Origin of the sequence: Acrocarpospora pleiomorpha (assembly GCF_009687885.1) — a bacterium.
In the GTDB taxonomy this organism is placed as follows: domain Bacteria; phylum Actinomycetota; class Actinomycetes; order Streptosporangiales; family Streptosporangiaceae; genus Acrocarpospora; species Acrocarpospora pleiomorpha.
Map to the genome: position 1 here is coordinate 1 of NZ_BLAF01000078.1, position 20,782 is coordinate 20,782.

The window sequence follows — 20,782 nt, forward strand, 5'->3', positions numbered from 1 at the left end:
CGGCCAGTGAACGCGCCCGAGAGGCCACCGCCGGGCGGGACCTTGGTCACCCGGCATCCGGGACGTCCGCCACTGATGGCCCGCGCGGGGGATGGGAGAGCGTGTACGCGGAGGTGGACGCTATGTCAATCGAAGTCAAGGACGTCATGGGGCGCGTGGCCATCGTCGTCCTGGAGAACGCGCCGTTCACCGACATCGTGGCCACCATGAAGCGGTACGCGGTCGGCGCGGTCACCGTCATCGACGCCGACCGGCGGCCGGTGGGCGTCGTCTCCGGCGACGACCCGCTGCTCAAGGAGACCCGCGACCAGGCCGCGGGGGTGACGGCGGTCCAGCTGATGACCTCTCCGGCGGTCACCGTCACACCGGGTACGGCGGTGCGTGACGCGGCGCGGCTGATGCACGGCGAACGCGTCAAGCAGCTGCCCGTGATCGACCCGGTGACCGGGCGGATCGTCGGCACGCTGCACCAGCGTGACGTGCTGCGGATCCTCACCCGGCCCGTCCCCGAGCTTGAGGCCGACATCAGGACCGTGCTTCCCGAGGCGTTGTCCATCGCGATCGACCAGGGAGTGGTGACCATCGGCGGCCGGGTCCAGCGCAGCTCCCAGGCCATCGCCGTCGTCGAGGCGGTGCGCGCCGTCGAAGGGGTGGTCGACGTGGTGAACGAGGTGAGCACGGAGCAGGACGACCTGCTCATCGTCCCCCCGCTGCCGTAGGCGGATGGGATACCGGACCGCTCCAGTGCGACACTGTGGGGCATGGGGAGCGAGCCGCGTCCGTTGCTGCCGCAGATGCGGCTCGATGAGCTGCTGGCCGAGTTGCAGGTGCGGTTGAACGCCGTGCTGGCCACCCGCGATCGGGTGCACGCGCTGCTTGAGGCCGTCGTGTCGGTGGGCAGCGATCTGGACCTGGAGACGGTGCTGCGCCGCATCGTGGAGACCGCGACCACGCTGGTGGACGCCAGTTACGGGGCGCTGGGCGTGGTCGGGCAGGGGAACAATCTGATCCAGTTCATCCCGGTGGGGTTGAGCGAGGAGGAGATCGCCAAGATCGAGCACTGGCCGCACGGGCTCGGCGTGCTCGGCCTGCTGATCAAAGACGCGCGGCCGCTCAGGATGGGCCGCATCTCCGATCACCCGGAGTCCTACGGCTTCCCGCCCGGTCACCCGCCGATGGGCACCTTCCTGGGCGTTCCCATCCAGGTGCGCGACGAGGTTTTCGGCAACCTCTACCTCACCGAGAAACGCGGCGGCGGCGAGTTCGACGAGGAGGACGAGGCCGTGGTGATCGCGCTGGCCACCGCGGCCGGCGTCGCGGTGGAGAACGCGCGCCTGTACGACGAGTCGCGGCGGCGCGAGACCTGGCTCCAGGCATCCGCGGAGGTGACCACCAGCCTGCTGTCCGGCGCGGACCCACGCCAGGTGCTGACCGTGGTGGCCGAGCGCGCCCGGCAGATGAGCGACGCGGATCTGGCCCAGGTGCTGCTGCCGGTCCCGGGCAAGCAGTCGCTCACCGTGGCGGCCGCCGAGGGCGAAGGCGCCGCGGAACTGGCGGAGACCGTCTTCGACGACGTGCTCGCGGGCGAGGTGTTCGCCCAAGGTGAGCCGGTGATCGTCCCGGCCGCGGGCGTGCCGTTAAGTCGGCTGGGCTACGGGCCGGAACTGATGGTGCCCCTGGGAACCTCGCCGAACGTGCGCGGGGTGCTGGCGCTGGCCAGACGCAGCAGGCGGTTGCCGTTCAGCGACGCGGACCAGCAGATGCTGCGAGCGTTCGCCGACCAGGCGGCGATCGTGCTGGAACTGGCCGAGGCACGCCGGGACGCCGAGCGGCTCGGCCTGCTGGAAGACAGGGATCGCATCGCCAAGGACCTGCACGACGTCGTCATCCAGCGGCTGTTCGCCGCCGCGATGACGCTGATGAGCACGGTACGGCTGGTGGAGCGGCCGGAGGCGGCCAAGCGGGTGCGGCACGCGATCGACGAACTCGACAAGACGACCCGGCAGATCCGCTCGACCATCTTCGCCCTGCAGGGGCCGCCCGGGGAGTCCACGCCCAGCCTGCGCGGCCGGATCGTGGAGCTGGTGGAGGGCGCCGGGGCGCATCTGGGGTTCATGCCCGGGCTGCGCATGGAGGGACAGGTCGACGCCCTGGTGCCCGACCTCACCGCCGATCACCTGCTCGCCGTGCTGCGCGAGGCCCTCTCGAACGTGGTACGCCACTCCCACGCGAAATGGGCCGACGTCGCCGTCGAGGCCGCGGGCGGCGAGCTGACCCTGACGGTCGCCGACGACGGCGTCGGCGTGGGCGAGGTGGAACGCCGCAGCGGCCTGCGCAACATCGAAGACCGCGCCGGCCGACTGGGCGGCACCGCCCAACTGGAGACCCCCGACGGCGGCGGGACGCGACTGCACTGGCAGGTCCCCTTGTGAGCTCGGGACCGAATCAGGCCGTCTCGGGCCCGCAGACGAACGGCCTGGCGGCGGGCCCCCGCGGGCCGCTTCCAGCCAGGCCCGCACGTCGTCGAATGTCCGCAAACCGTCCGGCGGCCTGGTGCGACAGCACGCGCCGGCGTTTACAGGTGCCGCAGGCATGGCAGGCCGGGGCAGGCCCGGCCACCTCCTCCGCGAAGAAGGCGCCCATGCTCCGCTCGGTGAGGCGCCGGACGACCTCCCCGACCAGGAACCCCTGACCGGTCCCCGCGAACGCCACGGGTCTCCACCATGCCCAGATTAATCCCTGACCAAGGCCGGCAGAGCGCGGCGCCGGCCCCTTAGCCGACGTAATCGTTTGGGTCGCACCTCCTCGTGGACGAATCCTTACGTGACGCTCGGCACAGGAGTGAGAGTGATCCAATCTGAGTGATCGCCAGCACAGCGAAAAAGGGCTGTGCGGTATTGGCATATAGCCGGGGACGTGGGTGACGGACCGAATCCTCTATCTGATGTTGGAGCTGGCTAATTGCGATGTCGCACGCTTGCTTAACCTCGTCTGGGTTTCGTGCTATTTCTATTGCTGACGCTAGAACTTTCATCTATCCTGGAGGTGACACTGTGGTCATCGCACGGTTCGGGCATCTGATCTCTGCCGAGCACAGACAGGCGATCCGGGACATTGAGTGACGACGGCACACGCCTTGCTGGAAAATTGTCAATCTGGCTGGCCAGTCTCTTTGCCATCGTTGCTTTGATTGTGGGTGCGATCAACCTTTTTCTGGACGAACCCGTGCCAGTGCCTCTTGATCTTGTCGCAGGTTATCTGCTGGGCACGCTTGCCAGCTTCATCGCCTACGTCTACGGACGATCAGAGCTGATATTGGAGCGCCAGGATCGCCTGTTGCATCAGCCGGCGAGGGGCGTTCAGGTGTTCACCACCAGCGAAGAGTTTCTGCGGAAATTGGTGGAGATAACCGTCGGCGCGTCCACCGTCAGCACCCTGAACCTGTCTCCGGCAAAGGGAGAACATCCAGAACTGGACCGATATTTCGACATCGTCCACAGCAGCATCAAGAACCGGAAGAGCCCGCTCCGGAGTTTTCGTAGCATTGCGAGTGTCGACACGGTCCAGAAATCTGCCTGGCTGGTCGAGAGAAGCTACGAACTCCATCAAACCGGACGGGTGTCCTTCGCGATCTTCGACCAAGATCGTATTCGCCCGTTATTGCACCCGTTAAGCCTGCACATCACGTACAAGAACGGAAATATCCACGTTTTCATCTTCCCGCCGGTAAACCTGACGGGCTCGATGGACTCGATTCTGATATCGGATCCAGTGCTGGGAAAGGCGATGCTGGATTACTACAATCTTCTTTGGCACGACTCTCTGAAGATCAACGAGGGTAGGCAGGTCCGGCCCCAGGGGCTCGATCGGATTGTCCAGCTTAATCCGGAAATGGACGCCAATCCATTCTATCAAAGCTTGCGGAAAGGCCTGACCCTGTGACGAATCTGAGAATCAGGCTGAAGTCGGGCGAGCCGCTTCTTGGCACGCTCATCACCCTCGACTCTCCCGAAGTCGCGCTCATTCTGCAGCGCGCGGGATTTACCTGGTTCTTCCTTGACCTCGAGCATTCCGCACTTTTGGATCTTAAAAGCGCACAGCGCATCATTGAGGTTCTCCAGCCTCAGGGGTACGCGGTGATACGGGTGCCGGACAATTCGGAGACATGGATCAAACATGCGCTCGACACCGGGTGTGACGGAGTGATCATTCCGCATATAGGGAGCAGGGCGGACGCGGAGCGGGCCGTTCTATTCTCGAAATATCCACCACTCGGACGGAGAAGCGTGGGCATCGCACGCGCGCAGGGATATGGCTCATCTTTCCAGGATTATCTGAGCGGCGCGGCGGAAAGAATCGCGGTCATCGCCCAGATCGAAGACGTGGACGGAGTGGAGAACGTCGATGACATCCTCGCTGTCGAGGGCATCGACGCCATTTTCGTCGGCCCGTACGACCTTTCCGGAAGCATGGGCATACTCGGCCGGCTGACCGATCCCGCACTGATCGAGAACGTGAATCGCGTCCGCCGCGCATGTCAGACCGCGGATGTGCCCTTCGGCATATTCTGTCCTAACACCACGGCGATGAACGCCGAACTGGCACGGAAAACCAGTCTGCTGGCGGTGGGATCCGATGCCGGGCACATCTCGGCCGGAGCTGCCAGCATATTCCACGAGTTGCGACCAGAAAGGTAGCGTGATGCTGATCAGGGCCGACTCCCTGGAAACCGCCTACACGTCTCTCGCCGGGGATCCGGGCGCATTGGCGGCGCACGTCCAAGGATATCTTCCGCCCGAGGTCTGCGACCGGGCGCGTGGCCACGTCGTCCCACTGCTGCTGGAGAACTCATTTCAGCGAATTTATCGAAGCCAGGTGCGAGCGTTCACGGAGGCGATTTCCCGGGACGTCCACGCGGAAGAAGGGTACCTTGAGCAGGCGACCGAGGTCCTGCGTGCGATGCGTCTCGCGTTCCTGCCTTTCGCCAGCCCGGCCGACATGTTCCGCGCCGACCTGGACGAGGTCGCCCCGCACGGCGCGACCCTGCTCCGTTTCGGCGGTCGCCCGCTCGTGTTCGGCATGATGCGAAGCTGGGAATCCGACATGGAGGCCCTCCCTCATTTCGACATCATTCAAGAAGCGACGCCCGCGTTCGGCTCGACATTTCAGTTCAGCGAACAGTTTGGTGTGAATATCTACACCGAGGGCCCGCGTCACGGCGGCGAACTCCTGGTCTGGGACAAGAAGCTGGGGGATCTGGTCGGAGCGGGATACACGGCACAGGACGGAACGTATGGATTCGATCGGGAGAGATTACCGCCCCCCGATGTGGTCATCCAGCCCAGAACCGGTGATCTGGTCATCGTGAGATCTACGCGTCTGCACGCTGTGAACAAGACGATCGCGGGGCGGCGTGTTAGCGTGTCCGGGTTCTTGGGAGTGGGCGCGAGCCGGGAAAGTATCAAACTCTGGAGTTAGGGCGCATTTCATGTCTATCCCGAGAGTTTCCGAATGGGGCACCGTGGACTCTGACGTTCAATGGGATATGGGCGCGTTGCGTCCTGAGAAGATTTTCTCGTTGACCGGAAAGGTCGCTCTGGTAACCGGTTCCGGTGGCGGCGTGGGCGGATGGCTTGCCGCGGGGCTGGCGGCGGCTGGCGCTCGCATCGTGCTGAGTGACCTCACCAAAGAACGATGCGAAGGGATTTCCAGCCTGCTGTCGGACAATGATGTCGATCACACCGTCGTCCCCGCGGACCTCCGGGAGATCACCGCCCCTCAGCAGATCGTGGCCCACGCGGTAGAACATTTCGGCCGCCTCGACGTGGTGGTCAACGCCGCGGCGATCAACGAGCGCCGTCCCATCTCCGAGGTGAACACCGACCTTTGGGAGCGGATCGGCAGCGTCAATCTGCGAGCCGCATACTTCCTCGCCCGTGAGGCGATGCTGACCATGAGGGGCAGCGGGGGAGGCTCCATCATCAATATCACCTCGATCAATTCCGAGGTGGGACTCGAACACGTCTCGATCTACGGGGCGCACAAAGCAGCCTTGGCACAGGCGACCAAGACAATGTGCGTAGAGTGGGCGAAATACAACATCAGGGTCAATTGCCTGGCGCCTGGCTTTCTGATGACCTCCCTGTCACGCCCCCTCTGGGACGACGAGGACCGGGCGAACTGGATCCTCGACCGATGCCCCATGGGACGGCCGGGAGCGCCCTCCGAACTGATCGGCGCCTGCCTGCTGCTCGCCTCCCAGGCAGGCTCGTTCATCTCCGGAGTCAGCATTTTCGCGGACGGCGGCCTCCTGGCCGGTAGCCCATGGACCAGATGAACCCGGTTCCGCGTTCAGGGCTTTCGTCCAGCGGGGTGGGGGGCCGGTGGCGGGAGGGCCGTTCTGGGAGCCGGTGAGGTCGAGGAGAGGCGTTTGAGTAGGGCGGGGGTGATGCGGCGGTAGGCGGCTGGGTTGATTGGGTTGAGCCAGTGGGAGGCGCGGACGGGGGCGCTGATGTTGAGGTCGAGGTCGCCGAGGACCTCGTCGACGTTGTGCATGGAGAAGGGGATGATCTTCGTGCCGCGGCAGTGGTGGGTGGCGGTGGCGATGTCCATGAACGCGAGCTGGTCGGTGACCATTCGACGCATCGACGCCGGGTCGGGAAGCGGGACCGCGTTCGCGAGGTCGGCGGCGATCCATAAGGCGGCCATCTCGGCGTTGAGCGGGCTGAAGAACGAGGAGTTGTAGCCGTTGAAGTACAGGCCCGGTACGTCGATGGGCCGGATCTGGCGGTAGAGCATGAAGTTGCCGCGCTCGTCGAACAGCCGCTCCTGGACGTCGCCGGGGAGGAATGGGACCCCCTGGGTGAAGCCGGTGGCGCAGATGACGAGGTCGGCGGGGAGCGACGTGCCGTCGTCGAGTTCGGCGTACGGGCTGCCGTCGTTCGCGTGGAGCCTGGCGATGGTGCGGTCATGGTGCACGGTGATGGCGCCGTCGGCGACGCCTTCGAAGAAGCCCTCGGTCGCCAGGCCAATGGCGCCCTTGACGATGTCCTCCATCTGGCCCGGGGGGACCAGGCCGTGCTTGTCCAGGCGGAACTGGCGTACCGACACCGTGCCGATGGAGTTGATCATCCGGGTGCGCATGCCGTTGCCGGGGCCGTGCAGGAACTTCTCGACGCCGCGCAGGCGCAGGTACCGGAACAGCGCCTCGCCCATCCGGGTCAGCAGCAGCAGCTTGAAATTGAGGACGCCGCCGATCTTGCGGGGCACCTTCCACAGCAGGTGGCGGGCGATCACATCGGTGCTCGCGGCGACCTGGCTGATCGGCACCGTGATGTCGCACGCCGACTTTCCGTACCCGACGATCAGGACGTGCTTGCCGCGGGCCGGTTCGACGTCGTGCACCTCGGTGCCCGCGCGCAGCCGCCCGCCGGCCGCGGTGAACTCGGCCAGGCCGGGGTAGCTCGGGATGGCGGGTTCGCAGAACACGCCGTTGGCGACGATCAGCCGGTCGAAGGTCTCCGTCGCGTCGTCCGTGGTCACTGTCCACCCGCCGTTACCCGGTTCGGCCGCGGTCACCCGGGTGTTCAGCCGCACGGCGGGCATGAGCCCGAACTCCTCGGCGTAGGCGGCGAGGTAGGCCTGGACCTGCTCGCCGCTGGGCCACTGCGGGTAGTCCCTGGGCATCGGGAAGTCCGACAGCGAGTACTGCGCCTTGGGGCTCTGGGTGGTCAGGCCCGGGTAGCGCCGGGTCCGGCTCCACACGCCGCCGACGTCCGGGGCCTGCTCGAACACCACCACGTCGTGCCCGGCCTGCGTGAGCACCTTGGCCGTGCTGAGGCCGGCCACCCCGGCTCCGATGATCGCGACTCTCATGGCAGCCGCATCTCCAGCCCGAACTCCGCCATGATCTTCTTGATCAGGGTGATGTCCTTCGGCCCAGGCGGCATGTCCGCGAGCGCCTGGTAGTAGCCCTCAAGACCCGCCGGTGAGACCACCGAGATGACCCGGGACTCCTCCTTGTACGGATTCCGGAACGTGTGCACCACGTTGCGCGGCAGGTACAGGTAATCGCCGTGCTCCAGGGTGAAGTCCTCGCCACCCAGGTGGACGTCGAGCCGCCCGGCCAGGCAGATGAACGACTCGTCCTCGCGGGTGTGCAGGTGGGGCGGCGGGCCGTCGGTCTCCGGCGGGACGGCGTACTCGAACAGCGAGTACGCGTCGTGGGTCGACTTGCCGTCGGTCTTCATCGTGATGCCCAGGCCGATCGCCGCGATCTTGTGTCCGTCGCGGGACGGCAGCATGTATCCACCACCTAGTGTCACCGTGGCCTCCTTCGCCGTGTGTCTGATGTCACAGCGTGCGGGGGCTTGATGTGATCCGCAATCAGGTGTCCCACTGACTGGGACTCAGCGTCGGGTGGAGTACGTCCGGGAGGCGGCCGAGGCGGCCATCCGCACGGCGGGCCCGATCCGGTCGGCCCGAACGAGCTGGCTGGGCCCGGTGACGGACAGCGCCGCGACCACGTCGCCCAGAGGTCCGAAGATCGGCGCCGCGACGCAGCTGACGCCGATGACCCCCTCCTCACGGTCGATCGCCCAGCCGCGCTCCGGGACGGCGGTCAGCTCACGCATGATGGCGACCGGGCTGGTCAGCGTGCGGGGCGTGCGCGCGGGGAGCGGGGCGCCGAGGACCGCCTCGATGACCGGCGGATCGGAGTAGGCCAGAATGGCCCGGCCCAGCGCCGAGCAGTACGCCGGGATGATCCCGCCGACCTGCGACAACATCGGCATCGCCCGATGGCCGGTGATCTTCTCCACGACCAGGATCTGGCCGCCCTCCAGCACGCCCAGCTGCGCTGTGATCTTGGTGGCGTGGTGCAGGTCCTGCAGGAACGGCAGCACCGCCTCGCGGAGCTCCATCCGGATCGGGGCGAGGCTGGCGATCTCGAAGAGCCGGTTGCCGATCCGGTAGCGGCTCCTGGGCTTGTCCAGCCAGCCGAGCTGGAGCATCCGGCCGGCGGTGCGATGCGTGGTCGAACGCGGCAGGCCGCTGCGCGCGACCAGCGCGGCGAGGGTGAGCTCGCGGTGGGTCGCGTCGAACGCGCCCAGGATCGCGGCCGCCCGGTCGAGCCCGCCCATCGCCGATACGTCCCGCTCAGCGGGACTCATCGTTGGTTCCCGGTATGCATACGAGTCAGGCTAAACCTCGTCTCGATCCCTTGGGAGGCCGTCATTCGTACCGCATTCGTCGGCGGCGGAGCCACCGGCATTGGTTACGCGATCGCCGAGCGGCTGGCCCGCTCCGGGCACCGCGTCGTGATCACCGGCCGCCGCGGCGACGCCCTCGACGCCGCCGCGCTGCGGCTCAAGGAGAGCACCGGCGCCACGGTCGCGACGCTGGTCAACGACATATCTGAGGGGGATGCCCCAGTCGATGACATGGACATCCTCATCCTGAACGCCGGGGGTCCTCCGCCCGGCCGGATCCTCGACGTCGGCGACGACGCCTGGCGGGCGGCCACCGAGCTGCTGCTGCTCGGCCCGCTGGGGCTGGCGCGGCGCGCGCTGCCCGCCATGGCCGGGCGCGGCTTCGGCCGGGTGGTCTTCGTGACCTCGGCCGCCGTCCGCCAGCCGCAGCCCGATCTCGCCGTCTCGGTGGTGCTGAGGTCGGCGGTCACGGCCGCCGCCAAGCTGCTCGCCCGCGAGCACGCGGCGGACGGCGTCACGGTCAACTGTGTGGCCCCCGGCGCCATCGACACCCAGCGCCGCCGGGAGATCCTGGCCGGGCGGGCACGCCGTACCGGACTCCCGGAAGCGGAGCTCGACGCCGAGGACGTCAGCGGCATTCCGGCGGGACGGCCGGGACGGCCGGACGAGATCGCCGCGGCGGTCGAGTTCCTGGTGTCGGCGGACGCGAGTTACCTCAACGGGACCGTGCTGACGGTCGACGGTGGAAGGACGGAAACGATCTGATGTCGCAATTCGAGATGGCCGAGTTCCTCGGCTCGATCAGTGATGTGGTACGGCCCGGTCCGGCGCGTCCCGTGGTCGTCCACGCGGCCGAGCTGGAGACGCTGCCGGCCGATCAGGTGCACAACCCGACGACCCTGTCGATCGCGGGCAAGCTGCCGACCGCGACGTTCGAGATCTTCCGGCAGACGATCCCGCCCAGGCTGAGCTCCGACATGCAGCGGCACCATCACGAGACGGTGCATTTCGTGATCTCCGGGCGCGGCCACAGCGAGGTCGAGGACGAGACCGCCGACTGGGCCGCCGGGGATTTCGTCTACACCCCGCCCTGGACGTGGCACCGCCACTACAACGACTCCGCCGAGGAGCCCGTCGAGTTCCTCACCATCGAGAACTCCCGCCTGCTGAACCTGCTGGGCGTCGGACGGCGCCAGAGCGCGGGCCTGTGCACCGTCGCGGAGGCCAGGAGGACTTTCCATGACTGACCACATCAGCATCTGGGGCGAGCTGTCCGACGTCGATCACGAGCTGCGCCACGTCGACGTCGGCGGCGTGCGCACCCGGGTGCTTCGCGCGGGCGCGGGCCCGGACCTGATCCTGCTGCACGGCACCGGCGGGCACCTGGAGGCGTACGCGCGCGACATCGCCGGGCTGGCCACCGCCTTCCGGGTCACCGCGTACGACATGGTGGGGCACGGGTGGTCGGATCTGCCGGACCGGCCGTACACGATCGATGTGCTGTCCGATCACCTGGTCGGCCTCATGGACGCGCTGGGCGTCGAGTCCGCCCACCTGTCCGGCGAGTCGCTCGGCGGCTGGGTGGCCGCCTGGACCGCGGCGCACCATCCGGGCCGAGTCGAGCGCATGGTGCTCAACACCCCGGGCAACATCGCCAACAAGCCGGAGGTGATGGTCCGGCTGCGGGAGAGCACCATGGCCGCGGTGACCGACCCGAGCGAGGCGAACGTGCGCAGGCGCGTCGAGTTCCTGTTCCACCACAAGGAGCTGGTCACCGGCGAGCTGGTCGGCCTCCGCCGCGCGGTCTACAGCCGTCCGGGCTTCGTGCGGGCCATCACCAATACTCTGGTGCTGCAGGATCCCGAGGTGCGGAAGGACTTCGCCTGGGATCCCTCCTGGGTGGGCAAGATCACCGCCCCGACGCTGCTGCTGTGGACCGACCACGACCCGACCGGCGGCCTCGACGAGGCGCGGATGCTGCTGGACTGGCTGCCCGATGCCCGGCTGCACGTGATCGCCGACGCGGGGCACTGGCCGCAGTGGGAGAAGCCCGAAGAGTACCTGCGCGTTCACCACGAGTTCCTGGCATGAGCGAGATCATCGGCATGGTGGGGATGTCGCACTCCCCGTTCGCGACCCTGCTGCCGCCCGCCGACCCCGCTCAGCCGGGCGGGCGCTTCCTCGCCGACGCCCGGCGCGTCGCCGCGGCCGTGGCCGCGCTCGCGCCCGACGCGCTCGTGGTCATCGGCCCCGACCACTTCCACGCCAACTTCTACGACGCCATGCCCCCCTTCATCCTCGGCGTCGAACAGGCCGACGGGTTCGGCGACTTCGGCAGCAAGGCGGGCCCGCTGCCGGTCGCCTCGGCGCTGGCGTGGTCGATCCGCGACGCCCTCGCCGACGACGGCTTCGACCTGACCCTGTCGTACGCGCTGACCGTCGACCACGGCATCGCGCAGAGCTATGACATGGTCCGCGGCACGGCCGACCTCCCCATGGTCCCGCTGGTCGTGAACACCGCCGCGCCGCCGCTGCCCGGCATGCCGCGCTGCGTCCAGCTGGGCCGCTCGCTCGGCGCGGCCATCCGCGGTTCGGGGTACGCCGGGCGGGTGCTGCTCGTGGCCAGCGGCGGGCTGTCGCACTGGCTCCCGTCCAACGACCCGCGGGACCCGTCGGTCGCCGCGGACCGCCGCGAGGCGGTGATCCGCGGCCGCAAGGACACGCGCGCGTTCGCCGCCGCCCGCGAGCCGCGCGTCCTGGCCATGGCCGGCAATCCGGACGCGCCGGTCAACGCGGAGTGGGACCGGTGGTTCCTCAAGCAGCTCGGCACGGCCGACCTCGCGCCGGTGGCCGACCTCGGCGACGAGGGCCTGGAGCGGATGGCGGGCAGCGGCGGGCACGAGATTCGGACCTGGCTGATCGGACTGGCCGCAATGGGCCGGCCGCTCGTGTGGACCAGCTACGAACCGGTGCCGGAATGGATCACCGGCATGGGCATCGGCACCACGTTCGAGGTGAGCTGAGGTGGCCCTCGAGCGGCTGCTGACGGCCCGGGCCACGGGGCACCCCTGCGCTCCGGTGCGGTCCCTGGTGCCGGACATCGACGCGGCGTACGCCGTGCAGTCCGCGTGGGTGGCTTCCGAGGTCGCGGCGGGAGCCGTGGTCGTGGGCCGCAAGGTGGGGCTCACCAACCCCGTCGTCCAGGCTCAGCTCGGTGTCGACCAGCCCGACTCCGGGGTGCTGCTCGACACGATGGAGTGCCCGGCGGGCACCCCCATCGACATCGGCCGGACCCTCCAGCCGAAGATCGAAGCCGAGATCGCGTTCGTGCTCGCGAGCGACCTGACCGGCCCCGCCCTCGAGCCCGCCGACGTCGCCGCCGCGACCGGCTGGGTCGTCGCGGCGCTGGAGATCGTGGACAGCCGGATCGCCGGCTGGGACATCGACATCGTCGACACCGTCGCGGACAACGCCTCCTCCGGCCTGTTCACGCTGGGCTCCCGCCGCCGCCTGGACGGGCTCGACCTGGCAGGATGCGCGATGACGATGCGCCGGGGCGCGGAGATCGTGTCGACCGGATCCGGGGCGGCGTGCCTCGGCGATCCGCTCAACGCGGTCGCCTGGCTGGCCAGGTCCGCCCGCGATCGCGGCCGGCCGCTGCGCGCGGGCGACATCGTGCTGTCCGGCGCGCTCGGCCCGATGGCGCCGGTACTCCCGGGTGACAGATTCGACGCGTCGATCGACGGCATCGGCTCGGTCAGCGCGACCTTCACCGGGAGGCGTACATGACGGACGTGGCCGTGATCGGTTCCGGCAACATCGGCACCGATCTCATGATGAAGATCCTCCGGCTCGGCAAGAACCTGCGGATGGCCGCCAGGTCGACATCGCCCTCGACCTGGCGTCCTAGAAGCTGCGGGGGAGTCCCAGGACCTGGGTGGCGAGGTAGTTCAGGAGGAGTTCCTCGGTGACGGGGGCGACCTTGCCGATGCGGGCCTCGTTCAGCAGGCGGGCGACCGGATACTCCAGCGAGTACGCCATCCCCCCGTGCGTCTGGAAGGCCGCGTCCGCCGCCTCCCACGCGGCCTGCGAGGCCGAGAGCTTGGCGATGTTGGCCTCGGTGCCGCACGGCTGCCCTTGGTCGAACAGCCAGGCGGCCTTGTACAGCATCAGCCGGGCGAGTTCGATCTTGGCCTTCACCCGGGCCAGCGGGAACGCGATCGCCTGGTTGGAGCCGATCGGGCGGCCGAAGACCTCGCGCTCCTTGGCGTACGCGACGCCGACCCGGAGGGCGACCTCGGCGCCGCCGAGGGCGGAGGCGGCCAGGAGCACCCGTTCGGGGTTGAGGATGTCCCACAGGACGACGGCGCCGCCGTGCACCTCCCCGATGACCGCGTCGGCGGGGACGCGCAGGTCGTCGAGGAAGACCATGTTGGACGGGGTGGTGTTGGCGCCCATCTTGGGGATCGGGCGGTAACTCAGCCGGCCGGCGGCCACGGCGTCGGGGACGTTGACCAGGAAGACGGTCAGGCCGCTGGTGCGGGGTTTCGCGTCGGCGGCGGGGATCGTGCGGGTGACCAGCAGCATCCAGGTGGCCCGCTGCACGCCGGTGATCCAGATCTTCTGGCCGTTGATCACATACTCGGAGCCGTCCTGGCGGGCGAAGGTGGAGATCGCCAGCGCGTTGGAGCCCGCGTCGGGTTCGGTGAGCGCGAAACAGGTCTCGATCTCGCCGGTGGCCAGCTTGGGCAGCAGCGCGGCGCGCTGGGCGGGGCTGCCGTGCCGGGCCAGCGTCATCGCCCCGAAGCCGGGCGTCAGCACGTAGGTGAAGGCCGAGCCCCCGGCGGAGCCGGACGCCGACAGCGTCTCGGTGGCCACGGCCAGTTCGAGCAGCCCCTGGCCGCCCCCGCCGTACTCCTCGGGCACGGCCAGGCCGAGCCAGCCGCCTTTGGCCAGCTCGGCCCAGACCTCCTCAGGCCAGCGCTTCTCGGCTTCGCACCGCTGCCAGTAGTCCATGTCGTATCGCGCGCAGATGGCCGCGATCCCGGCCTGGACGGCTTGGGCGCTCTCGGGAAGCGTGAAGTCCATGGCCAGCAATCCTAGGAGATTCGGCGAGGGCGCCTGGCGTGGTAGACGAACGCCGGGGGCAGGTTGCGCCACACCGTGCGGCCGAGCACGACCTCCTCGAAGGATCTCTGCAGGGCCTTCCTGATCCGGACGGCCGGGGGCAGCCGCCGCGCGTGCACGTACGCGAACATGGTGAAAGCCCCGTCCGGCTTCAACGCCGTCAAAACCCCGTTGAGCAGGGCCTCCTGGGTGCCCGCCCCGAACGCGGCCCACGGCAGCCCGCTGATGATCACATCGGCCTGCCCGGCCCGGCGCGCGGCCATCAGGTCGGGGAGCTTGCGGGCGTCGTCCACGATCAGCTCCACGCCGGGATGGCGGGTGGACAGGTGGCCGGCCAGCTGGGGGTTGATCTCCACCGCGAGATGCCGCCCCCGGCCGCCGAGCCGCCGCTGGATCTCGGCGGTGAACGGGCCCGTCCCCGGCCCCAGCTCGACCACGACCGGGTCGCCGTCCTCGGGGATCGGCACGGAGATCGCGGTGGCGAGCCGCCGGGAGCTGGGGGCGATCGCGCCGATCACGGCGGGGGAGCGCATGAACTGCCCGAAGAAGAGCGCTGGTTCGTTGGCCATGGCCTGCACGCTAAAGGGTGAACGGCACCGGTGACCACGGTCGAGCGGCCAGAGACACCGGCCACTTGGAGGACCCGCCTCCTCCCAGCGAAGGAGAAGACCACGCTGACCGGGGGATGCGAAGGGGTTCCGAGTGTGAGGGAGAACACGATACCGACCGGGATGGATACGGAAATCTGAGGATCGGGCCGGGTGTGGGAGGGAGCCCGATGATCGGGTCCGGTGTTCGGGCGGCGCTCGGTATGACCGGGACGGATACGTATCCGCGGGGGAACCCGGTGGTGACCGGGACGGATACGGTTTCAGTCATGCGTTGGCGTGGATTCACCCTGGACTTTCTCCTGGCGGTGGCCGGGGTCGCGCTGTGCGCACTTACCCAACAGTCCTGGGGCGGTCCTGACATTCCTGGCTGGCTGACGGCCGTGGTCGTGCTGGCCGCCGGGCTGCCGCTCGGCCTGGCCCGCCGGACGCCGGGTCCGGTGGCGATCTACCTCGCCCTCCTGCTGGCGGCCCTTGACGGCGTGGGCGCGGGGATCCTCGACGGCCTGCAGATCCTGCTCGCCCTCACGGCGGGGGCGCTGGCCAGGACGCGCGACTGGACGTGGACGCTGCCGGTGGCCGCGCTGGCCTGCGCCGCCACCGCGATCCATCTGGCCTCCGGCACGGCCCCGACCGGCAGCGTGCTCTTCTACACCTTCGGCATCATCGGCGTCCCCGTCGCCATCGGCCGCTACCTGCGCAGCCAGTCGGCCGCCGTGCCGGACGGCGAGGAACGCTCACCCCTCCTGGACATCCTGCTCGCCGGCGGCGGAGTCTCGTTCGCGGTGCTCGGCACCTGGGCGAACTGGCCGGAGGCGGAGATGCACGCCTGGGGGATCGGCCTGCTCGCGGTGCTGTCCGGCCTCGCCCTCGGCGTGGTCCGCTGGCTGCCGGGCGCGGTGCTGCTGCTGGAGAGCGCCCTGCTGCTCGTCGCGGCCGGCCGCGCCCCCGACGCCGCGGCCAGCCTCCAGGTGCTGCTGTTCATCGCCCTCGGCGTCTTCGCCAGCCAGGTCACCTGGCGGTGGCTGCTCGCCGCGTCCGCGCTCACCTGCGTGGTCACCCTGCTCACCGCCGTGGGCGCGGGCGCGGAGGTGACGTTCTGGTGGCTGCTCGTGCTCGCCACGATGGTCGCGGCCCCGGCCGCGATCGGCGCCTTCGTCCGGGTACGGCGCACCGCCACCAGACGCGAGGTCGAACTGGCCGCGGAACGGGCCAGATCGGACCGCCTGGCCGAGCGGGAGCGCATCGCCCGCGAGGTGCACGACATCGTCGCCCACCACGTCGGCGCCATGGTGCTGCGCGCCGGAGCGGCCGAGTACGCCGGCGCCACCGGCCCCGCCGCCGAAGCCCTGGCCGACATCCGCGCCACCGGCCACCAGGTGCTGGAGGACCTGCGCGGCCTGCTCACCGTGCTGCGCGCCCCCGGCGCCGAACTCCCGGTCGGCGACCCCGAGGACGTGATGCGCGACGCCGCCGCCCGGATGGCGGGAGCGGGCCTGGAGGTGGCGCTGGAGATCGCCCCCGAGGTGGCCGTCGCCCCGCTGGTGGCCCGCGCCTCGGCGGCCAGGATCGTCCAGGAGGGCCTCACCAACGTGCTCAAACACGCGGGGCCCGGCGCGCCCGCCCGGGTGCGGGTGGAGGTGAACGACCACGAGCTCACCGTGGAGGTGCGCAACGCGGCGGGCGGCGCGGTGCCGATGCTGCCGTCCTCCGGGCAGGGCATCGCGGGCATGCGGGAACGCGCCCACGCCCTCGGCGGGCGGCTGACCGCGGGGCCGCTGCCCGACGGCGGCTGGCGGCTGGCGGCGGCGTTCGCGCTGCCCGAGCGGGGCTCCGACTGGGACTGCGCGGTCACCCGCTTCGCCAAGGGGGGCGTTCGATGATCAGGATCGTGGTCGCCGACGACCAGGCGCTGGTGCGGGCCGGGGTGCGGATGATGCTGGAGGCCGCCGGGGACATGACCGTGTGCGCGGAGGCGGCCGACGGGGCGCAGGCCGTACAGGAGGCGGAGCGGCATCGGCCCGACGTGGTGCTGATGGATCTGCGCATGCCGCGGGTGGACGGGCTCGAGGCCACCCGGCGGATCCTGGCGGCGCGGCCGGGCACCAGGATCGTGGTGCTGACCACGTTCGCCGAGGACGAGAACGTCTACGCGGCGCTGCGCGCGGGCGCGCTCGGCTTCCTGGTCAAGGACGATCCGCCGGACCGGATGGTGGAGGCGGTTCGGCGGGCCGCCCAGGGCGAGCCCCTGCTGGCCGCCTCGGTGCTGCGCCGGGTGGTGGCCAGGGCGCTGGCCGCCGAGGAGGAATATCCCCGGGTGCCGGCCGCGCTCACCGAGCGGGAACTCCAGGTGCTCACGCTGGTCGGGATCGGCCTGTCCAACGCCGAGATCGGCGAACGGCTGCACCTGGGCGTCACCACCGTCAAGACCCACGTGGCCGCCGTGATGGACAAGCTGGACCTGCGCAACCGCACCCAGGCGGCCGTGGTCGCGCACCGGCTCGGGCTGGTGGACGCCGACTTCCGGCCCACCCGGCCCTGACCGGAGCGGCCGCCGGGGCCGCGCGGCGCGCATGTAGGGTCTGGATCGTGGACACCGCCGAGGACCGGATTTGGACCATTCCGAATCTGCTGAGCTTTCTGCGCCTGCTCGGCGTGCCGGTGTTCCTCTGGCTGGTGCTCGGCCCCAAAGCCGACGGCTGGGCCGTCGCGCTGCTGATGGTCGCCGGATTCTCCGACTGGCTGGACGGCAAGCTGGCCCGGGCCTGGAACCAGACCAGCAGGCTGGGCCGGCTGATCGACCCGGCCGCCGACCGCCTCTACATCCTGGCCACCCTGGCCGGCCTGCTGCTGCGCGAGATCATCCCCTGGTGGCTGGTCGCCCTGGTCCTCGCCCGCGACCTGCTGCTGCTCTGCATGGTCCCGATCCTGCGCCGCCTCGGCTACGGCCCGGCCCTCCCGGTGCACTTCCTCGGCAAGGCCGCCACCGCCAACCTGATGTACGCGTTCCCCCTGCTGTTCCTGGCCGCGCACCCCGGCTGGTACGCGGAGATATGCGCGATATTCGGATGGGCCTTCGTCATCTGGGGTACGGGTCTGTACTGGTGGGCGGGGGTGCTGTACGTGGTGCAGGTGCGCAGGCTCGCACGTGCGTCCCGATGAAGGTGGGATTGGCGTGAAGGCCGTGGTGATGGCGGGCGGGGAGGGCACCCGGCTGCGCCCGATGACCGCCAACCAGCCCAAACCCCTGCTGCCGGTGATCAACCGCCCGATCATGGAACACGTGCTCCGCCTGCTCAGGAAGCACGGCTTCACCGAGGTCGTGGTGACCGTGCAGTTCCTGGCCGCGCTGATCCGCAACTACTTCGGCGACGGCGACGAGCTCGGCATGAACCTCTACTACGCCACCGAGGAGACCCCGCTCGGCACCGCAGGCAGCGTCAAGAACGCCGCCGACCGGCTCCGCGAGGACCGCTTCCTGGTCATCTCCGGCGACGCCCTCACCGACATCGACCTGACCGACATGCTCAGGTTCCACCGCGAGAACCGCGCCCTGGTCACCATCGGCCTCAAACGGGTCCCCAACCCGCTCGAATTCGGCATCATCATCGTCGACGACCACGGCAGGATCCAGCGTTTCCTGGAGAAGCCCACCTGGGGGCAGGTCTTCTCGGACACCGTCAACACCGGCATCTACGTGATGGAGCCCGGAGTCCTGGACGAGGTCGCCCCCGGCGAGTCGGTGGACTGGTCCGCGCACGTCTTCCCCAAGCTGCTGGAACGCGGCGCCCGCCTGTTCGGCTACGTCGCCGACGGCTACTGGGAGGACGTCGGCACCCACGAGAGCTACCTCAAGGCCCAGGCCGACGTGCTGGAGGGCCGGGTGAAGGTCGACTTCGACGACGCCTTCGAGCTGTCGCCCGGCGTCTGGGTCTCCGAGGGCGCCTCCGTCGACGCGGACGCGGTGCTCAAGGGCCCGCTGTTCATCGGCGACTACGCCAAGGTCGAAGCCGGGGCGGAACTGCGCGAGTACACCGTGCTCGGCAGCAACGCGGTGGTCAAGGAGGGCGCGTTCCTGCACCGGGCGGTGGTGCACGACAACGTCTACGTCGGCCCGGCCGCCCACCTGCGCGGCTGCGTGATCGGCAAGAACACCGACGTGATGACGGGCGCCAGGATCGAGGAGAACGCGGTCGTCGGCGACGAGTGCGTGATCGAGTCGGAGGCGTACGTCTCGTCCGGCGTGAAGATCTACCCGTTCAAGACGGTCGAGGCCGGGGCGGTGGTCAACACCAGCGTCATCTGGGAGTCCCGCGGCCAGCGCAGCCTGTTCGGGCCGCGCGGCGTCTCCGGCCTGGTCAACGTCGAGATCACCCCGGAGCTGTGCGTCCGGCTGGCCAGCGCGTACGCGACGACCCTGAGCAAGGGCGACACGGTGGTGACCTCCAGGGACGCCTCCCGGGCGGCCCGCGCGCTGAAACGCGCCGTGATCAGCGCGCTCAACTCCAGCGCCATCAACGTGGTGGACCTGGAGGCCGCCGCCATGCCGGTGGCCCGCTTCCACACCTCCCGGGAGAACGTGCGCGGCGGCATCACCCTGCGCACCACCGCGGGGGACCCGCAGAGCGTGGACATCGTCTTCCTGGACGACACCGGCGCCGACCTGTCCCCGGCCGCCCAGCGCAAGCTGGAACGCGTCTTCTCCCGCCAGGAGTACCGCAGGGCCTTCCCCGGCGAGATCGCCGAGCTGACCTTCCCGGCCCGCGCCGTGGACACCTACGCCCGCGAGCTGCTCCGCTGCGTGGACATGACCGGCGTCAAGGACGCCGAGATGAAGGTCGTGGTGGACTGCGCCGGCGGCACCTCCTCGCTGGTGCTGCCGAGCCTGCTCGGCCGGGTCGGTGTCGGCGTGCTCACGGTCAACAACCGCCTGGACGACGCCTCGCCGACCGAGACGCTGGCCGAGCGCCGCCGCGACCTGCAGCGCCTGTCGGAGCTGGTCGGCTCGTCCAGGGCCGCCTTCGGGGTCAGGTTCGACCCGGTGGGGGAGCGGGTCTCGCTGGTCGACGAGCTGGGCCACCTGATCAGCGAGGAGCGCGCCCTGCTGGTCGTGCTGGACCTGGTCGCCGCCGAGCGCAGGGGCGGCCGGGTGGCGCTGCCGGTCACCACGACCCGGGTGGCCGAGATGGTGTGCCGCTTCCACGGCGTGCACGTGGACTGGACGGCCACCGGCATCGACGCCCTCACCAGCGCCGCCACCCACCCGGAGATGATCTTCGCATGCGACGGCAGGGGCGGCTTCGTGGTGCCCGAGTTCGGGCCCACCGTGGACGGCCTGGCCGTCTTCCTGCGCCTGCTCGGCCTGGTCGCCAGGACCCGGCTCTCGCTCAGCCAGATCGACGCCCGCATCCCCGAGGCCAAACTCCTCAAACGCACCATCCCCACGCCGTGGGCGCACAAGGGCGCGGTCATGCGCTCGGTCGTGGAGGCCGCCGAGGGCCGCCGCCTGGACACCACCGACGGCGTCAGGATCGTCGAGGAGGACGGCAGCTGGGCCATGGTGCTGCCCGACCCGGCCGAGGCCGTCACCCACCTGTGGGCCGAGGGACACGACGTGGACACCGCCCAAACACTCATCGAACGCTGGGCTCTTGTGGTCGAGCGGGCCGCCGGATCGGCTTGAAACGATAACCTGTATAACCTGAAACCCCCTGGCGGATGATGATGGTGTGGCGGCATGGACCTTGGACCGTGCCTGACGGTAGCGTTGGGTAGTCAATGTCCAGCGTGCCTGCCTTGACCTTCGTGTCTGATCAGCGTAAGTTTCGGCATTCGCAG

21 protein-coding genes are annotated in these 20,782 nt (G+C 69.4%); 15 read left to right on the forward strand and 6 right to left on the reverse strand.

Annotation, left to right across the window (positions count from 1 at the left end; translation table 11 throughout):
- Positions 1-122: 122 nt before the first annotated feature.
- Together Aple_RS44215 and Aple_RS44220 are read left to right on the forward strand one after the other, a co-directional pair.
- A complete protein-coding gene (locus tag Aple_RS44215) occupies positions 123-719 on the forward strand; it encodes a CBS domain-containing protein (RefSeq protein ID WP_155350773.1) in 597 nt (198 codons plus the stop codon).
- 42 nt (positions 720-761) lie between these two features.
- Positions 762-2,432, forward strand: coding sequence for a sensor histidine kinase (locus Aple_RS44220; RefSeq protein WP_155350774.1), 1,671 nt, complete (start codon positions 762-764; stop codon positions 2,430-2,432).
- A gap of 13 nt (positions 2,433-2,445) precedes the next feature.
- On the opposite strand, the gene Aple_RS44225 is transcribed toward Aple_RS44220, so the two are convergent.
- The gene (locus Aple_RS44225; RefSeq protein WP_155350775.1) at positions 2,446-2,712 is read right to left on the reverse strand and encodes a hypothetical protein; all 267 of its coding nucleotides are present in this window, start codon (positions 2,710-2,712) and stop codon (positions 2,446-2,448) included.
- A 402-nt stretch (positions 2,713-3,114) separates the two neighbouring features.
- On the opposite strand from Aple_RS44225, the gene Aple_RS44230 reads away from it, so the two are divergent.
- The 4 genes from Aple_RS44230 (at position 3,115) to Aple_RS44245 (ending at position 6,337) form a co-directional block, all read left to right on the forward strand.
- The gene (locus Aple_RS44230) at positions 3,115-3,942 is read left to right on the forward strand and encodes a hypothetical protein (RefSeq protein WP_155350776.1); all 828 of its coding nucleotides are present in this window, start codon (positions 3,115-3,117) and stop codon (positions 3,940-3,942) included.
- Positions 3,939-4,697, forward strand: coding sequence for an HpcH/HpaI aldolase family protein (locus tag Aple_RS44235; RefSeq protein ID WP_170321970.1), 759 nt, complete (start codon positions 3,939-3,941; stop codon positions 4,695-4,697). The genes Aple_RS44230 and Aple_RS44235 overlap by 4 nt, the downstream gene beginning before the upstream one ends.
- Positions 4,698-4,701: 4 nt before the next feature.
- The gene (locus tag Aple_RS44240; protein ID WP_170321971.1) at positions 4,702-5,478 is read left to right on the forward strand and encodes a 2OG-Fe(II) oxygenase; all 777 of its coding nucleotides are present in this window, start codon (positions 4,702-4,704) and stop codon (positions 5,476-5,478) included.
- A 67-nt stretch (positions 5,479-5,545) separates the two neighbouring features.
- Complete coding sequence (locus Aple_RS44245; RefSeq protein ID WP_170321972.1) at positions 5,546-6,337, forward strand: SDR family oxidoreductase; 792 nt, start codon at positions 5,546-5,548, stop codon at positions 6,335-6,337.
- 14 nt (positions 6,338-6,351) lie between these two features.
- Here the strand turns inward: Aple_RS44245 and Aple_RS44250 are convergent, their stop codons facing one another.
- From Aple_RS44250 to Aple_RS44260, 3 genes are all read right to left on the reverse strand, one after another.
- On the reverse strand, positions 6,352-7,875 hold the full coding sequence (locus Aple_RS44250) for a flavin-containing monooxygenase (protein ID WP_155350780.1): 1,524 nt from the start codon (positions 7,873-7,875) through the stop codon (positions 6,352-6,354).
- Positions 7,872-8,324 carry a cupin domain-containing protein gene (locus Aple_RS44255; protein WP_218038819.1) on the reverse strand — a complete coding sequence of 151 codons (453 nt, stop codon included), beginning with the start codon at positions 8,322-8,324 and terminating at the stop codon, positions 7,872-7,874. The genes Aple_RS44250 and Aple_RS44255 overlap by 4 nt, the downstream gene beginning before the upstream one ends.
- A gap of 84 nt (positions 8,325-8,408) precedes the next feature.
- Positions 8,409-9,170, reverse strand: a complete 762-nt coding sequence (locus tag Aple_RS44260) for an IclR family transcriptional regulator (protein ID WP_155350781.1) — start codon at positions 9,168-9,170, stop codon at positions 8,409-8,411.
- On the opposite strand from Aple_RS44260, the gene Aple_RS44265 reads away from it, so the two are divergent.
- The 5 genes from Aple_RS44265 to Aple_RS44285 are packed head-to-tail and all read left to right on the forward strand — an operon-like array spanning position 9,087 to position 12,998.
- Positions 9,087-9,974 carry an SDR family oxidoreductase gene (locus Aple_RS44265; RefSeq protein WP_218038821.1) on the forward strand — a complete coding sequence of 296 codons (888 nt, stop codon included), beginning with the start codon at positions 9,087-9,089 and terminating at the stop codon, positions 9,972-9,974. The genes Aple_RS44260 and Aple_RS44265 overlap by 84 nt on opposite strands.
- Positions 9,974-10,456 carry a cupin domain-containing protein gene (locus Aple_RS44270; protein WP_155350782.1) on the forward strand — a complete coding sequence of 161 codons (483 nt, stop codon included), beginning with the start codon at positions 9,974-9,976 and terminating at the stop codon, positions 10,454-10,456. Before Aple_RS44265 ends, Aple_RS44270 begins: the two co-directional genes overlap by 1 nt.
- A complete protein-coding gene (locus Aple_RS44275) occupies positions 10,449-11,300 on the forward strand; it encodes an alpha/beta fold hydrolase (protein ID WP_155350783.1) in 852 nt (283 codons plus the stop codon). The genes Aple_RS44270 and Aple_RS44275 overlap by 8 nt, the downstream gene beginning before the upstream one ends.
- Complete coding sequence (locus tag Aple_RS44280; protein WP_155350784.1) at positions 11,297-12,232, forward strand: DODA-type extradiol aromatic ring-opening family dioxygenase; 936 nt, start codon at positions 11,297-11,299, stop codon at positions 12,230-12,232. The genes Aple_RS44275 and Aple_RS44280 overlap by 4 nt, the downstream gene beginning before the upstream one ends.
- Before the next feature lies 1 nt (position 12,233).
- On the forward strand, positions 12,234-12,998 hold the full coding sequence (locus tag Aple_RS44285) for a 2-keto-4-pentenoate hydratase (protein ID WP_155350785.1): 765 nt from the start codon (positions 12,234-12,236) through the stop codon (positions 12,996-12,998).
- Between the two features lie 117 nt (positions 12,999-13,115).
- Here the strand turns inward: Aple_RS44285 and Aple_RS44295 are convergent, their stop codons facing one another.
- Both Aple_RS44295 and Aple_RS44300 read right to left on the reverse strand, forming a co-directional pair.
- Positions 13,116-14,297, reverse strand: coding sequence for an acyl-CoA dehydrogenase family protein (locus tag Aple_RS44295; RefSeq protein ID WP_155350786.1), 1,182 nt, complete (start codon positions 14,295-14,297; stop codon positions 13,116-13,118).
- Between the two features lie 11 nt (positions 14,298-14,308).
- Positions 14,309-14,905, reverse strand: a complete 597-nt coding sequence (locus Aple_RS44300; protein ID WP_155350787.1) for a class I SAM-dependent methyltransferase — start codon at positions 14,903-14,905, stop codon at positions 14,309-14,311.
- A gap of 308 nt (positions 14,906-15,213) precedes the next feature.
- On the opposite strand from Aple_RS44300, the gene Aple_RS44305 reads away from it, so the two are divergent.
- From Aple_RS44305 to Aple_RS44320, 4 genes are read left to right on the forward strand one after another with little or no spacing between them, the layout of a single operon-like run.
- Entirely contained in the window at positions 15,214-16,827 is a 1,614-nt protein-coding gene (locus tag Aple_RS44305) for a sensor histidine kinase (RefSeq protein WP_170321973.1), read from the forward strand.
- Complete coding sequence (locus tag Aple_RS44310; protein WP_155350789.1) at positions 16,824-17,486, forward strand: response regulator; 663 nt, start codon at positions 16,824-16,826, stop codon at positions 17,484-17,486. The genes Aple_RS44305 and Aple_RS44310 overlap by 4 nt, the downstream gene beginning before the upstream one ends.
- Before the next feature lie 47 nt (positions 17,487-17,533).
- Positions 17,534-18,106 (forward strand): cardiolipin synthase ClsA, encoded by a 573-nt coding sequence (gene clsA / locus Aple_RS44315; protein ID WP_246265261.1) that lies wholly within the window; start codon positions 17,534-17,536, stop codon positions 18,104-18,106.
- A 13-nt stretch (positions 18,107-18,119) separates the two neighbouring features.
- On the forward strand, positions 18,120-20,627 hold the full coding sequence (locus Aple_RS44320; RefSeq protein ID WP_155350790.1) for a mannose-1-phosphate guanyltransferase: 2,508 nt from the start codon (positions 18,120-18,122) through the stop codon (positions 20,625-20,627).
- The last annotated feature ends 155 nt before the right edge of the window (positions 20,628-20,782 follow it).